13 protein-coding genes are annotated in these 13420 nt (G+C 54.1%); all 13 read right to left on the reverse strand.

Translation table 11 applies throughout. From position 1 onward, the window contains the following. Positions 1-48: 48 nt before the first annotated feature. Positions 49-636 carry a shikimate kinase gene (locus SYN_RS08660; RefSeq protein WP_011417714.1) on the reverse strand — a complete coding sequence of 196 codons (588 nt, stop codon included), beginning with the start codon at positions 634-636 and terminating at the stop codon, positions 49-51. A 12-nt stretch (positions 637-648) separates the two neighbouring features. Then, positions 649-1908: a 3-phosphoshikimate 1-carboxyvinyltransferase gene (gene aroA, locus SYN_RS08665; protein WP_041584916.1), complete on the reverse strand. Its 1260-nt coding sequence runs from the start codon at positions 1906-1908 to the stop codon at positions 649-651. Continuing rightward, a complete protein-coding gene (aroE, locus tag SYN_RS08670; RefSeq protein WP_011417716.1) occupies positions 1905-2783 on the reverse strand; it encodes a shikimate dehydrogenase in 879 nt (292 codons plus the stop codon). The genes aroA and aroE overlap by 4 nt, the downstream gene beginning before the upstream one ends. Beyond that, positions 2767-3885 carry a type I 3-dehydroquinate dehydratase gene (locus tag SYN_RS08675; protein WP_011417717.1) on the reverse strand — a complete coding sequence of 373 codons (1119 nt, stop codon included), beginning with the start codon at positions 3883-3885 and terminating at the stop codon, positions 2767-2769. The genes aroE and SYN_RS08675 overlap by 17 nt, the downstream gene beginning before the upstream one ends. Next, positions 3882-4976, reverse strand: coding sequence for a 3-dehydroquinate synthase (gene aroB / locus SYN_RS08680; protein WP_011417718.1), 1095 nt, complete (start codon positions 4974-4976; stop codon positions 3882-3884). Before aroB ends, SYN_RS08675 begins: the two co-directional genes overlap by 4 nt. Then, positions 4973-6001, reverse strand: coding sequence for a 3-deoxy-7-phosphoheptulonate synthase (gene aroF / locus SYN_RS08685; RefSeq protein ID WP_041585571.1), 1029 nt, complete (start codon positions 5999-6001; stop codon positions 4973-4975). Before aroF ends, aroB begins: the two co-directional genes overlap by 4 nt. A 375-nt stretch (positions 6002-6376) precedes the next feature. After that, positions 6377-7174, reverse strand: a complete 798-nt coding sequence (trpA, locus tag SYN_RS08690; RefSeq protein WP_011417720.1) for a tryptophan synthase subunit alpha — start codon at positions 7172-7174, stop codon at positions 6377-6379. Positions 7175-7178: 4 nt separating this feature from the next. Beyond that, positions 7179-8372, reverse strand: coding sequence for a tryptophan synthase subunit beta (gene trpB / locus SYN_RS08695; RefSeq protein WP_011417721.1), 1194 nt, complete (start codon positions 8370-8372; stop codon positions 7179-7181). A 154-nt stretch (positions 8373-8526) separates the two neighbouring features. Next, positions 8527-9219, reverse strand: a complete 693-nt coding sequence (locus SYN_RS08700; RefSeq protein WP_011417722.1) for a phosphoribosylanthranilate isomerase — start codon at positions 9217-9219, stop codon at positions 8527-8529. After that, the gene (trpC, locus tag SYN_RS08705) at positions 9216-10010 is read right to left on the reverse strand and encodes an indole-3-glycerol phosphate synthase TrpC (RefSeq protein WP_041585573.1); all 795 of its coding nucleotides are present in this window, start codon (positions 10008-10010) and stop codon (positions 9216-9218) included. Before trpC ends, SYN_RS08700 begins: the two co-directional genes overlap by 4 nt. A 32-nt stretch (positions 10011-10042) precedes the next feature. Beyond that, the gene (trpD, locus tag SYN_RS08710) at positions 10043-11053 is read right to left on the reverse strand and encodes an anthranilate phosphoribosyltransferase (RefSeq protein ID WP_041584917.1); all 1011 of its coding nucleotides are present in this window, start codon (positions 11051-11053) and stop codon (positions 10043-10045) included. 75 nt (positions 11054-11128) lie between these two features. Continuing rightward, the gene (locus SYN_RS08715) at positions 11129-11755 is read right to left on the reverse strand and encodes an anthranilate synthase component II (RefSeq protein ID WP_011417725.1); all 627 of its coding nucleotides are present in this window, start codon (positions 11753-11755) and stop codon (positions 11129-11131) included. A gap of 61 nt (positions 11756-11816) precedes the next feature. After that, complete coding sequence (gene trpE, locus SYN_RS08720) at positions 11817-13301, reverse strand: anthranilate synthase component I (RefSeq protein ID WP_011417726.1); 1485 nt, start codon at positions 13299-13301, stop codon at positions 11817-11819. Positions 13302-13420 lie beyond the last annotated feature (119 nt).

The following is a 13420-nucleotide window of genomic DNA, read 5'->3' on the forward strand; positions in this document are numbered from 1 at the left end:
TCCCCGGTTACTGATGAAGTTTTTATGATTCTCGTTCAATATTTTATTTTAAACATTGAACCTTTGTGACTGAAATCGGCGCAGAATTTCATCGACAATTTCCGCAGTCGATATCTGAGAGGTGTCAATAATCTGATCCGCCAGCACTCTATATATGGGCATGCGCTGCTTCAGAATCTCCGTCGTTTCTTTTCTCATAGTCTCTTCAGATATTTCAGTCGAAGCCTTACCCGAAAAGGACGGTCTTTGTTCCCGGCTTGCGGGATCGTTCAATATCCGTCGGACAATAATCTCTTCCGAAGCCGTCAGCAGGACGACCCACCCCAGAGATTTCAACACCTCGGCATTTTTCGGATCCAGCACCGCGCCGCCCCCTGTCGCCAGAACGCAACGACGCAATCCGTCCAGAGATGAAATCGCCGCTCTTTCCCTCTCCCGGAAAAAGGCCCAGCCTTCCCTGGCAACCATATCCCGAATGGATCGTCCTTCCCGCTTTTCGATCAGGACATCGGTATCATGAAAAGGCCGGTGCAGTCTTCTGGCAAGTTCCTGTCCGACAGAAGTTTTGCCTGTTCCCCGATAGCCGATGAGGATAATGTTCCGGTCGTCATTCTCGGTCTCGGTCATTCGAATCATCTGTGTCCCTTTTTAAGCCAGTTTCTTGAGTTCATCCCAGAATCCGGGAAAGGATTTCCGCACACAGTCACGATCCGCTATGTTGATCTCTGGAACGACGAGTCCAGCCACGGCAAAGCTCATGGCGATCCGATGATCATTGTAAGTCTCGATATCACCGCCATGGGGATGCCCGCCGTCGATAATCAGGCCGTCCAGCGTTTCCTGCGCGGCGATTCCAATCCTCGACAATTCCCTGGCCAGGGCAGCCAGGCGGTTGCTCTCCTTGATGCGCAGATGAGCAGCCTCTGTAATGACGGTGCGTCCCGACCGGAACGCGGCAAGAACAGCCAGCGACGGCACCATGTCCGGGATGTCTCCCATGGGAAGGATCAGATCGCCGGCGTGCAGCTTTTCGCACGCCACTTCCACGCCTTTCTCGTTCCAAGATACGGCGCAGCCCAGATTCTGCAGAATTTTCAGGAAACGGGCGTCACCCTGTGAGCTTTCCGCCGTCAGACCGGGCACCTGGACTCGCCCCAGCCCCAGGGCCGCGGCAAGGAAAAAATAGGAGGCGCTGGAGAAATCTCCTTCAATGTCAAAGGACTGCGCCACATATGATTGGCCGGCAGCGACAAAAAACGCTTTTCCATATTGCCTTCCGACAGAGATCCCGAAGTGTTCCATCACCTTAAGGGTCATTTCGATATAAGGCTCGGAGACGGTCCGGCCGGCGAGCATTATTTTTACGTTGCGTGCCGCATAGGGACTGCTGATAAGCAGGGACGAAATATACTGGCTGCTGTCCAGATCGGCAAAGAAAGCACGCCCTCCGGGAAGTCCCCGCGTCGTAATGTGGATAGGAGGACATCCCGGATTTTCAGGCGTATCGATGAATACGCCCATGCAGCGCAAAACCTGCAGCAGCGGCTCAACCGGCCGTTCTCGAAGACGGGGTGACCCGTCAAGGACAAAGCCTCCTTCCCCAAGACAGACCAGTGTGGTCAGAAACCGCAACGCCGTTCCATTATTTCCCAGATAAATCCTCTGATCGGGAACTTGAAGACGACCTCCGGTGCCGGTAATCCGGATTTCACTTCCTTCAACCTGAATGAACGCTCCCAGAAGTTCCAGGGCTTTCATGAGATACCGGGTATCTTCCGCGATCAGGGCATTCCGCAGCAGGGATTCACCGTTCGCCAGTGCCGCAATGGTCAAAGCCCGTTGTGTGATGCTTTTCGATCCGGGGACTTGAAGAATTACCCTTCGATTTGATCGATTGTCAGGACTCATCTCTGCTCCTTTTCCGCTTTCTCCAGTTGATTCCGCACAACCTGCCGCATCAGATCCACCGGGGGCTCCAGTCCGGTCCACAATCGAAATTGCGCCGCGCCCTGTTCAACAAACATCTCCACTCCGGACAGGACCGTACAGCCGGCCCGCTCCGCTTCCCGCAGAAGCCGTGTACGCAGGGGGGTGTATATCACATCGGCGACCAAACTGAAACGGCTGAGCACTGCGGAAGGGACGGGAGAAACCTCCGTATTCGGCGTCATCCCGACAGGAGTCGTGTTGATCAGAACATCGCCCTGCAGGGTATCAATTTCCGTCAAGGGGTAAGAAGGGCATCCGAAATCATCAGCAAGTTCGCGTCCGCGTTTTTCGGTGCGATTGACCACCACAGCCCCTCCTCCTTCTCCAAGGATTCCGTACAGGGCCGCCCGCGCCGTCCCGCCCGCGCCCAGAACGACAAAACGCCGACCCCGGATCGATGTCACGCTTCGCAAAGCCCGGATCAGTCCCTCCCAGTCCGTATTGGCACCCACAAATCCATCGCCCCGTCGGATCAGTGTGTTCACGGCGCCGATGGAACGTGCCTGCTCATCAATATCATCAAGAAATGACATGATGTCTCTTTTGTAGGGAATCGTCACGCTGGCCCCCCGGAATCCCTTCCGTTTCAGATCAACCATGGCCTGACTCAGATCGGAAACGTCCCAGGCTTCATATCGACCTTCCAGATGAAGATGTTTCAAAGCGGTGGAATGCATGAGGGGGGAAAGACTGTGCCCGACCGGATGGCCAAGCAGTGCGAGGAGAATCGGAGTTCGGAATGAATCCGGGAGAGTTGTCCCTAAGGGGCTAAAGTCATCAGGGGAGTTGTTCATCGACAGCCTCCCCGTTTCCCGTCTGAACTCGGTGCGCCTTCCGGAAACCTTCCTTGCTTTTAAGTTCCTCTGAGGTGTTGCCACCCAGAATTTCAAGTATCCTGAGCAGTTCCGCCGCGGTCAGTTGACCTGGAGCCGTAGCTGATTCCTGTCCCAGCGAAGCGAATGTAAAATGCGCCCCCAGGAGAGGCGACATGACCCGGCTTATCTTTCCCAGTTCTCCCATGGAGAAGGCGACAATTTCCTGTCCTTTCCCCAGAGACCATGGAATGAGCCGCAATACGCGAAGGTTATCGGCCATCGTACGGGCAAAGGTGACAATCTTGATGACACGCGCCCCGGCTTCCCGGCAGCCCCTCCAGAGATCCTCCAGGGCGGCATCGGAGGGCGTTTCATGAAAATTGTGGCAGGAAATAATAAGCTGCGTTCGCCCGAGATGTTCCGCGATAAGCTCATTTAACGAATCCCGCAGGACTGGAGACGTGGACAATTCAATATCCACGTAATCGACACCCAGCAGAATTGCCTCCTTCAACACGGCAATCCGCGCTTCCTCAGCTATTTCTTCCCCGGGCGTCTGAAGGCTTCCGCTTTCTTCCCTTCTGCGGTGGGTTGCCACGATCTTGACGGGAAAGGGGTTTCTTCGAATCTCCCCGACCAGTTCCTTCAGGCTGCCTTCTTCGATCAGATCCAGCCTCAGTTCCAGCAGGTCCGCAAGAGGCGCAGCCGCGTGAATCTGTCGAATCGCCTCATCCCGCTCTGATCCCACGACAGGAATGCAGATCCTTACCCTGCCCAGCCCTTCCCGTTTCTGCCAGGGAAGAAGCGAAGTCATCAGCGTATTCTGCAGGTAGCGGGATGCGGCCACCACGTGGCCAAAAATTGCGGAGAGCACGGAAACCGGCATTGGACCGTTATTATAGTGCGCGAGTCGGCTGTAAACCTGTTCCTCCTGCACCGGATCATAGATTTCCATCCCCAGGTCGGCTTTTGTCCTTCCGATTTCCAGGGCCAGAACAGCCCTTTCATTGAGAAGTTGAACAATCCTGTTGTCCATGTTCTGAATGGATTTCCGAAGATCATCCAGAGATCGGCCGGTCATGCTTTCATTTCCTCCAGAACTTTTTCCAGATGAGATTTTTCGACGCCCTTAGTGATAAAGGGTATGCCGATTTTTTTCAACAGCACGAAGGGCAGTTCGCTCCCTTCCTTCTTTTTGTCCATCTGGAGACGCTCCAGCACATTTGATTGCGGAAAACTTTCCGGAATGCGAACAGGAAGGCCGAGGTCGCGAATCATGTTTTCGATTCGATCTCTTTCCTCCAAAGACAGATAACCGGACTGGACTGAAATGCCTGAAGCAGCGATCATGCCCAGGGCGACAGCCTTTCCGTGAGCAAGGGTAAAATTCGAGGAGGCCTCCAGGGCATGGCCGATGGTATGACCATAATTGAGGATGCGGCGAAATCCCGATTCCTGCTCATCGATTTCCACGACCCCTTTTTTAATCCGACAGGACTGTTCAATGACCTTTTTCAGTACCTCCAGGTTTCTTTCTCGTATAGCCGGAACTTCCCTTTCGAGCAGCTCAAAGAATCCCGGTTCGTCGATCACCCCGTATTTTACGATTTCCGCCACACCGTTGAGATATTCATCATCGGAAAGAGTTTCCAGGAATTTCAGGTCGGTAAAAATCCGCTTCGGCTGATAGAAGGTTCCCAGGAGGTTCTTCCCCTGCGGCAGATTGACAGCCGTTTTTCCGCCGATGCTGCTGTCCACCTGTGCCATCAGCGTCGTGGGTATCTGAATAAAAGGAACGGAACGCATGTAAATTGAGGCGACAAACCCTGTCAGATCGCCCACCACTCCGCCGCCAAGGGCAAGCAGCAGAGAATGACGATCGACTCCCCGCTCCAGAAGCCGGGAGGTAAGGGCAAGGACGGTATCCATGGTTTTCGAGCCTTCGCCGGCGGGAAATTCGAGGAGTTCAGCCGGCAGTCCCAATTCCCTGAGCTTTTCGAGAAACGTCTTACCATACAGTCCGGATACATTGGAATCGGTAACGATGACGTAACGGTTTGCCGGATGCTCTTTCGCGATCAAAAGACCGATGCGATCCTGGAAATCATAACCGATACAAATTTCATGAGTCTCGGAGAGGCGTTTGTCCAGATGAACCTTGATCCTCTTCATGCCGGCACCTTCGTCGTCATATTCAGTACATATTCCATTGTTTTAAGCTCTTCCATCAGCTCATAGAACTTCTCCGGTGTGAGAGACTGCGCACCGTCACAGAACGCCTTTTCCGGCTGAGGATGCATCTCCACAATCACTCCGTCCGCGCCGACGGCAAGCGCCGCCCGACTCAGTGGGATGACATATTTCCAGTGCCCCGTCGCATGACTGGGATCGATGATGACCGGCAGATGGGTCAGTTCCTTCAGCACGGGCACGGCGCTGATGTCCAGGGTATTGCGCGTTGCCGTCTCAAAAGTCCGTATCCCCCGCTCACAGAGGATCACCTGGTCATTGCCTGCGGACAGGATATACTCCGCGGACATCAACAGTTCCTCTATAGTGGTCATCATCCCTCTTTTCAGGAGAACGGGCTTGCGTGATCTGCCGATTTTTTTCAAAAGAGCAAAGTTCTGGACATTCCGGGCTCCCACCTGAAGGATGTCGGTATAGGCCTCAACCAGGTCCAGGTCCTCGGGATTCACGATCTCCGTCACCACGGGCAGCCCTGTTTTTTCACGGGCTTTCGCGAGCAGTTTCAAGCCATCCTCTTCCATCCCCTGAAAACTGTATGGCGATGTCCGGGGTTTAAAGGCACCCCCGCGCAGAATCCGGCCTCCGCCCTTCCGGACGATGTAGGCGCTTTCCAGCAACTGTTCCTCGCTTTCTACGGAACAGGGCCCGGCCATGACAACGAATTCTCCCGAGCCGATCCGGACATCACCCACATGGACGACAGTATCCTCCTCTTTTGCCTCTCGACTTGTCAGCTTGTACGGTTTACGGATCGGGACAACCTTTTCCACGCCGGAAAGCGCGGCCAGATATTTCAGTTCCTCTCCACCGCGCTCACCCCCTACAGCCTTGACTACCGTCTGTTCCGTGCCGTTGGAACGATGAGCCCTGTATCCAATGGACTCCACCCAGCGGACGACATGATCGATCTGAGTTTCCGTTGCGTTTCTTTTCATGACGATAATCATGAGATCGTTCTCCTTTTCTTGCCTTTTCCGATTTCGAACGGAAAAAGCATCAACAAAAATGGCCACGGTGCTGTCTGCCGCCGTGGCCATAAACCGAAAAAGCCATGGGCAGCGTCTGATCTGCCCATGGCTTGGTGTTTTAATCTATTAGTTCAACCCACCCGAAGCAATGGACAGATCTTCAGAAAAAAATACCAATAATAGCTAAAATACTTGGAATTGTTTCTTTCGACTGCTCTGTCCATCACGTTTTCCTGTCTCCGCTCCCCCTCTTTTAAGGGGAATCTTGCAGCGTCCCCGCCCGTATCCTCTTCATACAATTTCGAATGGTGGGAATCAAATCATAAAGCTGCTGCCTTGTCAAGAGGAATATGATTATTCCTGCATCGCTTTTTTGATCTCCCGGGCAAAGGACGAGACCCTCGCTGCCAGTTCGGGACTGTCCGCATTTTCCGCTATCAGCCTCACAAAAGCACTGCCGATGACGATTCCGTCCGCCAGAGAAGCCAATTCCCGAGCCTGCTCCGGCGTAGAAATGCCAAATCCGACGACAAGCGGAAGATCCGAATGCGTCCGAATTCTTCTGATCTCCCGCTCGACGTTGTCCCTTGATGGTGTGGCCGTTCCAGTCACCCCTGTAATGGAGATGTAATAAATGAATCCCTGTGCCCTGCGGGCGATCCGACACATCCTTTCCTCCGATGTCGTCGGGGCGATCAGGGTAATAAAGTCCAATCCTTTTGAGTCCGTTTTCCCGCGAAGTTCTTCCGCTTCTTCAAGAGGAAGATCGACCACAAGCAGACCATCGACGCCGGCGGCCTTAGCGCGCTCCGCAAAACGCTCCGTGCCGTACGCGTAGATGGGATTGTAATAGCCGAAAAGAACCACCGGGAGATCGATGATCTTTCGCAGGTCTTGAATCATGTCGAGAATCCGGCTCAACGTGGTCCCTGTTTTCAGGGCCCTCTGGGCCGCGGCCTGAATGACAGGGCCGTCCGCGGTGGGATCGGAAAAGGGAACACCGATTTCCAGGATGTCCACTCCTCCTTCCTTCAGGCCGACGAGGATTTCCCGGGTTTTATCCAGATCGGGGTCACCAGCCGTCACATAGGCCACCAGGGCCTTTTCCCCTCTTTCTTTCAGACGCTGGAATGTCTGCGCTATCCTGTTCATGGGTTCATTGTACCTCCATCTGTCTGGCGATCACTTCCGCATCCTTGTCTCCCCTTCCGGAAAGATTGACCACGACAAGCTGCTCCCGTTTCAGCGTCGGAACCAGCTTCATGGCATAAGCCAGGGCATGAGCGCTCTCCATGGCGGGAATGATCCCTTCATACCGGGAAAGCGTCTTGAAGGCCTCGACTGCCTCCTCATCCGTTACCGCGACATAGGAAGCCCGGCCGATATGGGAAAAATAACTGTGCTCCGGACCGACACCGGGATAATCCAGTCCTGCGGCGATGGAATAAGCATCCCGGATCTGGCCATGCTCATCCTGAAGCAGAAAGGTGCGATTGCCATGGAGCACTCCCACGCGTCCGGCGCTGATGCTGGCGGAGTGGAGCGGAGAATCCAGCCCTTTGCCGGCCGCCTCGACGCCGAACATCGCCACATTTTCTTCCCCGCGGAAGGGATAGAAGAGCCCCATGGCATTGCTTCCACCGCCGACACAGGCGATCAGGATATCCGGATATCTCCCTTCCTTCCTGAGGATCTGTCGTTTGACCTCCCGACCGATCACGCTCTGAAAATCCCTGACCATCATGGGATAGGGATGGGGCCCGGCTGTAGTTCCAATGACATAAAAGGTATCCTGAACGGCGGAAACCCAGTATCTCATCGCCTCATTCATGGCATCCTTGAGTGTGGCCGTCCCGGAAGAGACAGGAATCACCTCCGAGCCGAGGATCTTCATGCGGAAGACATTTGGAGCCTGCCTCCGGATGTCTTCTTCCCCCATGAAAATGCGGCATTCCATGCCGAACAGCGCAGCCACCGTAGCCGTTGCCACGCCGTGCTGACCCGCCCCCGTTTCCGCGATGACCTTCTTTTTTCCCAGCCGTCTGGCCATCAGCGCCTGCCCCAGGGTGTTGTTGATCTTGTGTGAACCGGTGTGATTCAGATCTTCCCGCTTCAGATAGATTTTCGCTCCGCCCAAAGCTTCCGTCAGCCTCTGAGCAAAATAAAGCGGCGTAGCCCTTCCTGAATAATCCTGAAGATAGCGGGAATATTCTTCCCGGAAAACCTTGTCCCGCCGAGCCTGACGATAGGCTTTTTCCAGTTCAATCAGAGCAGGCATCAGCGTCTCAGCGGCATAGCGTCCGCCGAAAATTCCGAAGTGCCCGCGTTTATCCGGTAATAACCCTTTCATTTTCTTTCACCTTATCTCTGTCATGGTTCCGGTTTCCTTTTTAAAAGGAAAATGCTTCCCCGGACTCGATCTCAGTTTCTTGATGTTTCTCTTTTGTACGCCCGCTTCCCTGTTGTCATGGCACCCTGATATCGTCTTTCAATAGGAATTGGAATCAGATTTTCTCATCCGTCCGCTCAAAAATGCGGAATCTCTCCGGTTCCTTCCTTTCTTCTTCCGTTTCCCTTATCCCCTGATACCGCCGGACGGCGGCAAGAACGGCACGGATTTTTTCCGGATCCTTGATGCCGGGAGCGGACTCCACCCCGCTGTTGATGTCCACGGCATGAGGCAAAACGTTCTCAATGGCAGTCATGACGTTTTCGGGATTCAAACCGCCGGCCAGGATCAGAGGAAAGCGTTCCCGGATCCGTCTTCCCAGCTCCCAGTTTGAAATTCCTCCCGTCCCCCCATAGAGAGCCCCTTCCCGACGGTCCAGCAGGAACGCCCGGCAGGAGTACCGGTCCAGAACCGCCAGGTCTGCTCCGTTCCGGGGGGATACGGCCCGGATCAGCATAGGGGCGGGAAACCGCCTGCAATAATCGGGGTTCTCATCACCGTGAAGCTGCACCAGATCCAGTCCGCAAATATGATAAATTTCCTTCACCTTTTCAACAGCTTCGTTGACAAAAACTCCAACGCGGATCACTTCCGGAGGCAGCCGACGGATCAGTTCCCTCGCCTTTTCGGGTGGAAGATAACGGGGACTGCGGGGATAAAAAATAAATCCCAGGGCGTTCGCACCGTTTTCCGCGGCGACGAGCGCATCAGACAGTCGGGTCATGCCGCAGAATTTGATCTCCGTCATGACACCGCATCTTCCTTTCCCAGCAACTGCCGCAATTTTAGCCCGATATCCGGGGCAGTCATCAGGGTTTCTCCGATCAGGAAGGCGGTGATGCCCGCGGACATCATCCGCTGGACATCTTCCCGGGAACGGATTCCACTTTCCGTGACGACAAACCGGTCCCCCGGAATGGAGGAAACAAGCTCCAGAGTGGTGTTCAGATCGGTTATGAAATTTTTCAGATTCCGATTGTTGATGCCGATAATTCCGGCGTTCGCCCTCACAGCGCGCTCCAGTTCCTCATGGTCATGAACTTCAACAAGTGCCGCAAGCCCCAGGGTACCGGCCAGATCGAGATACTCCCGCAACTGTCTGTCCTCCAGCATCCCGACAATCAGGAGAATGGCGTCTGCCCCGAGCATTCTTGATTCATAGACCTGCCAGGAATCGATGATGAAATCCTTGCGGAGGACAGGCAGACCGACGGTGCGGCGGATGACATTCAGATAGAATTTTTCTCCCCCGAAGAATGGCCTGTCGGTCAGCACCGAGATGGCCGCCGCTCCGTTTCTTTCGTAGATCTCCGCAACCACAGCGGGGTCGAGACCCGCCCGCAGCAGCCCCTTCGACGGAGAACGGAATTTCACCTCTGCAATTACGGCACACTCCCGGCCTGTCAGTGCACCTTTGAAGTCCCTGCATGGAGGCCGATCCTGAGCCATTTTTTTCAGTTCGTCGAGAGGAAGTGATTTTTTGAGCTGGTCAATATCCGCCCTTTTCACCTCAAATATCTGTTCAAAAATCGATATCATCCTGTTCTCCCGTTTTTTTGACTCGGCGAGATTCAACTGTTGCTCATTTCTATGAGTTCCTGAAGTTTTCTTGCGGCCTTCCCACTGTCAATGCAATCCGCGGCAATCGCCAGGCCTTCCTTCAGCGTTCCCGCCTTTTCACCCGCCATGATGGCCAGCGCGGCATTGAGGAGGACGATGCTGCGGCACGCCCCGTCTTTTCCCGTCAGAACATCCCGCGCAATCTGGGCATTGAGCGACGAATCGCCGCCGACGAGATCCTTTCCGTCGAAGGTTCGGCCAAAGAGATCGATAGGATCGATGTTGTAAGTCGAAATGATTCCCTCTTTCAGTTCCGAAACGCGTGTCGGCCCCGTAACTGTCGCCTCGTCGAGACCATCGGAACCGTGAACGACGAATGCGCGCCGCGCTCCCAGATTTTTCAGAACACCGGCAAACATCTCCGTCAGTTTCGCATCATAAACACCGATAAGCTGGGCGTTGGCTCCGGCCGGGTTGGTCAGGGGGCCAAGCATGTTGAAAATGGTGCGAACCCCGATCTCCCGCCGGGGCCCAACGGCGTACTTCATGGCGCCGTGAAGTTTGGCAGCAAAAAGAAAGCCGATTCCGATCTGCTGGACACACTCTTCAACAATTTCAACCCCGGCACTGATGTTGACCCCCAGAGCCTCAAGCACGTCGGCGCTGCCGCAGGCGCTGGATACGGCTCGGTTTCCATGCTTGGCCACCGTAATCCCCGCCGCAGCAACCACAAAAGCCGCGGTTGTGGAGATATTGAACGTATTCATCCTGTCACCGCCGGTGCCGCAGGTGTCCACAATGACCGGCGCCCGGGCATCGATGCGCGTCGCTTTCTGCCGCATGCTCCGGGCCGCCCCGGTGACTTCTTCCACAGTTTCACCTTTCATCCGCAGGGCCGTTATGAATGACCCGATCTGAGCCGGCGTCGCTTCACCCTCCATAATGTCATTCATTGCCGCCGTCATTTCCGCTTCGTTGAGATTGACACCTTCGACCACCTTTGCAATGGACTCTTTAATCATATTCAAACTCCTTCCCTCTTTTTTATTCATTTTTTTTCAGGTTTATTATTTTCCCCTTTTCCGGATCTTCGATATTCAAGCGCACGCTGTTGCAGCCCGGAATTCTTCGGATTGTCCGCTTTCCTCATTGTCTGCCGCAAGCATATTCAGAAAGTTTCTCAGAATACGCTTGCCGTTGGGGGTGAGAATCGATTCCGGATGAAACTGAATGCCCTCTACGGGGAAATTCCGGTGTCGAATTCCCATGATCTCGCCATCCTCCGTTTCCGCCGTCACTTCAAAACAGTCCGGTAGGGAATCCCTTTTGATGATCAGAGAATGATACCGGCCTGCCGTAAAAGGTTTCGGCAACCCTTTGAAGATGGTTTTCCCATCATGGTCGACTTGAGAAGTTTTACCATGCATGAGCCGATCGGCCCGGACAACCTCGGCGCCGAAGGCATAGCCGATCGACTGGTGCCCCAGACAGACGCCCATAAGTGGGATCTTCCGATAAAAGGCCCGGATCACGTCCACCGTAATTCCCGCTTCCCTGGGACTGCAGGGCCCCGGTGAAAGGAAAATCGCCGCCGGTTTCATGGCCTCGATTTCATCCAGCGAAATCTCGTCGTTGCGATAGACCCGTACATCTTCCCCCATTTGTTTCAGGTACTGAACCAGATTAAAGGTAAAAGAATCATAATTGTCGATCATCAGAATCATCTTGTTTTTCCTCGTTTCTTTATCTTTTTTGCGTTTGTTTAATTATCAGGGAATCCCCCGCTTAGATTTCAAAACCCGACACCGCCAGTTCCACGGCTCGGCGCATCGCTGCAGCCTTGTTCTCCGTTTCCTGGTATTCCGCCTGCGGATCGGAATCGGCAACAATGCCGGCGCCCGCCTGAATGTACATTTTCCCGTTTTTCAGCAGCATCGTCCGGATGGTAATGCAGAAATCCATATTTCCTGAAAAGCTGAAATACCCGACCGCTCCACCATAAGGTCCCCGTCGGACCGGTTCCAGTTCATCGATGATTTCCATGGCCCGGATCTTGGGAGCTCCCGTCAGCGTTCCGGCGGGAAAGGCAGCCTTCAGGACGTCAAAGGCATCCCGGCTGTCGTCCAGCTGGCCCTGAATGGAGGAAACGATATGCATGACATGAGAGTATCGCTCGATAACCATCAACTGTGTGATCTGGACGCTTCCGGTGCGGGCGATCCGACCCAGGTCGTTCCGACCCAGATCCACCAGCATGACATGCTCCGCCCGTTCCTTCGGATCATCCAGGAGTTCATCGGCCAGCCGCCGGTCTTCCTGTTCCGTTCTGCCTCTCGGGCGCGTTCCGGCAATGGGCTTTAGCTCGACAATACCCTCTTCCAGGCGGACCATGACTTCCGGCGAGGAACCGATCAGGACCATATCTTTCATTTTCAGGAAGAACAGATAAGGCGAGGGATTGATAAACCGGACCGCCCGATACAGATCAAGGGGATCCAGGGACGTTTCCCCTTCGAAACGCTGGGAAAGCACAACTTGAATGATATCCCCGGCCCGGATGTATTCCTTGGCACGCTCCACGCTGTTCCGAAATGCCTCGGATGTCATGTTCACGGTAAAATCCACGGGGGACGGCCGCGTAGATTCACGACAGGCTCCGCTTGACGGGATCTGCAGCAGAGCCGCCATGGCGTCGATTTTCCCGATGGCCTCCCCGTAAAGGTCCTGAAGGTTCTGCTCCCCATCGACATGCACACAGGCCACCACTTTTATCGTGTGTCGAACCCGATCAAAAATGATCAGCGTGTCCGTCAGAAGAAAAACAGCCTCGTCGGTGTGCAGATCATCCTTCGTGGAAGCAGGAAGGCGTTCGAAAAAGTTGACCATCTCATACCCCAGAAATCCGACCGCTCCGCCATAAAATCTTGGCAGACCCTCGACGGAAACGGGGGAATATTGTTTCAGCAGTTCTTTGAGATACTGAAGCGGATTGCCCTGATGATCATGACGAATCGTTCTGTTCTGCTCTTCAATGAGGACCTCTGCCCCTCGAACCCGGAAAACAAGACGGGGGTCAGCACCTAGAAAAGTATAACGTCCCCATTTTTCTCCTCCTTCCACACTCTCCAGTAGAAAGGCATAAGGCTGTTCACGAAGCTTCATGAAAACGGAAACCGGGGTTTCAATATCTGCCAGGATTTCCCGATAAAGGGGAATAAGATTTCCTTCTCTGGTAAGTTTCTTAAATGTTTCATAATCAGGTGTATGCATGCTTGACTTTTCCCTCTGCTGAAAAATAAAAAGGCCGTGAAATTCTTCACGGCCTTTTATCCCAACCCTGTTTTCTAAAACAAAAAAGCCGTGGAGGTTCCTGGGAGCTTCTCCACGGC

Source organism: Syntrophus aciditrophicus SB (assembly GCF_000013405.1).
GTDB classification, from domain to species: Bacteria; Desulfobacterota; Syntrophia; order Syntrophales; family Syntrophaceae; genus Syntrophus; species Syntrophus aciditrophicus.

What these genes read in the sequence shown, in the direction of transcription:
- SYN_RS08660 (WP_011417714.1), bottom strand. Translation starts at nt 636, where the DNA reads ATGATTCGAATGACCGAGACCGAGAATGACGACCGGAACATTATCCTC.
- aroA (WP_041584916.1), bottom strand. Translation starts at nt 1,908, where the DNA reads ATGAGTCCTGACAATCGATCAAATCGAAGGGTAATTCTTCAAGTCCCC.
- aroE (WP_011417716.1), bottom strand. Translation starts at nt 2,783, where the DNA reads ATGAACAACTCCCCTGATGACTTTAGCCCCTTAGGGACAACTCTCCCG.
- SYN_RS08675 (WP_011417717.1), bottom strand. Translation starts at nt 3,885, where the DNA reads ATGACCGGCCGATCTCTGGATGATCTTCGGAAATCCATTCAGAACATG.
- aroB (WP_011417718.1), bottom strand. Translation starts at nt 4,976, where the DNA reads ATGAAGAGGATCAAGGTTCATCTGGACAAACGCCTCTCCGAGACTCAT.
- aroF (WP_041585571.1), bottom strand. Translation starts at nt 6,001, where the DNA reads ATGATTATCGTCATGAAAAGAAACGCAACGGAAACTCAGATCGATCAT.
- trpA (WP_011417720.1), bottom strand. Translation starts at nt 7,174, where the DNA reads ATGAACAGGATAGCGCAGACATTCCAGCGTCTGAAAGAAAGAGGGGAA.
- trpB (WP_011417721.1), bottom strand. Translation starts at nt 8,372, where the DNA reads ATGAAAGGGTTATTACCGGATAAACGCGGGCACTTCGGAATTTTCGGC.
- SYN_RS08700 (WP_011417722.1), bottom strand. Translation starts at nt 9,219, where the DNA reads ATGACGGAGATCAAATTCTGCGGCATGACCCGACTGTCTGATGCGCTC.
- trpC (WP_041585573.1), bottom strand. Translation starts at nt 10,010, where the DNA reads ATGATATCGATTTTTGAACAGATATTTGAGGTGAAAAGGGCGGATATT.
- trpD (WP_041584917.1), bottom strand. Translation starts at nt 11,053, where the DNA reads ATGATTAAAGAGTCCATTGCAAAGGTGGTCGAAGGTGTCAATCTCAAC.
- SYN_RS08715 (WP_011417725.1), bottom strand. Translation starts at nt 11,755, where the DNA reads ATGATTCTGATGATCGACAATTATGATTCTTTTACCTTTAATCTGGTT.
- trpE (WP_011417726.1), bottom strand. Translation starts at nt 13,301, where the DNA reads ATGCATACACCTGATTATGAAACATTTAAGAAACTTACCAGAGAAGGA.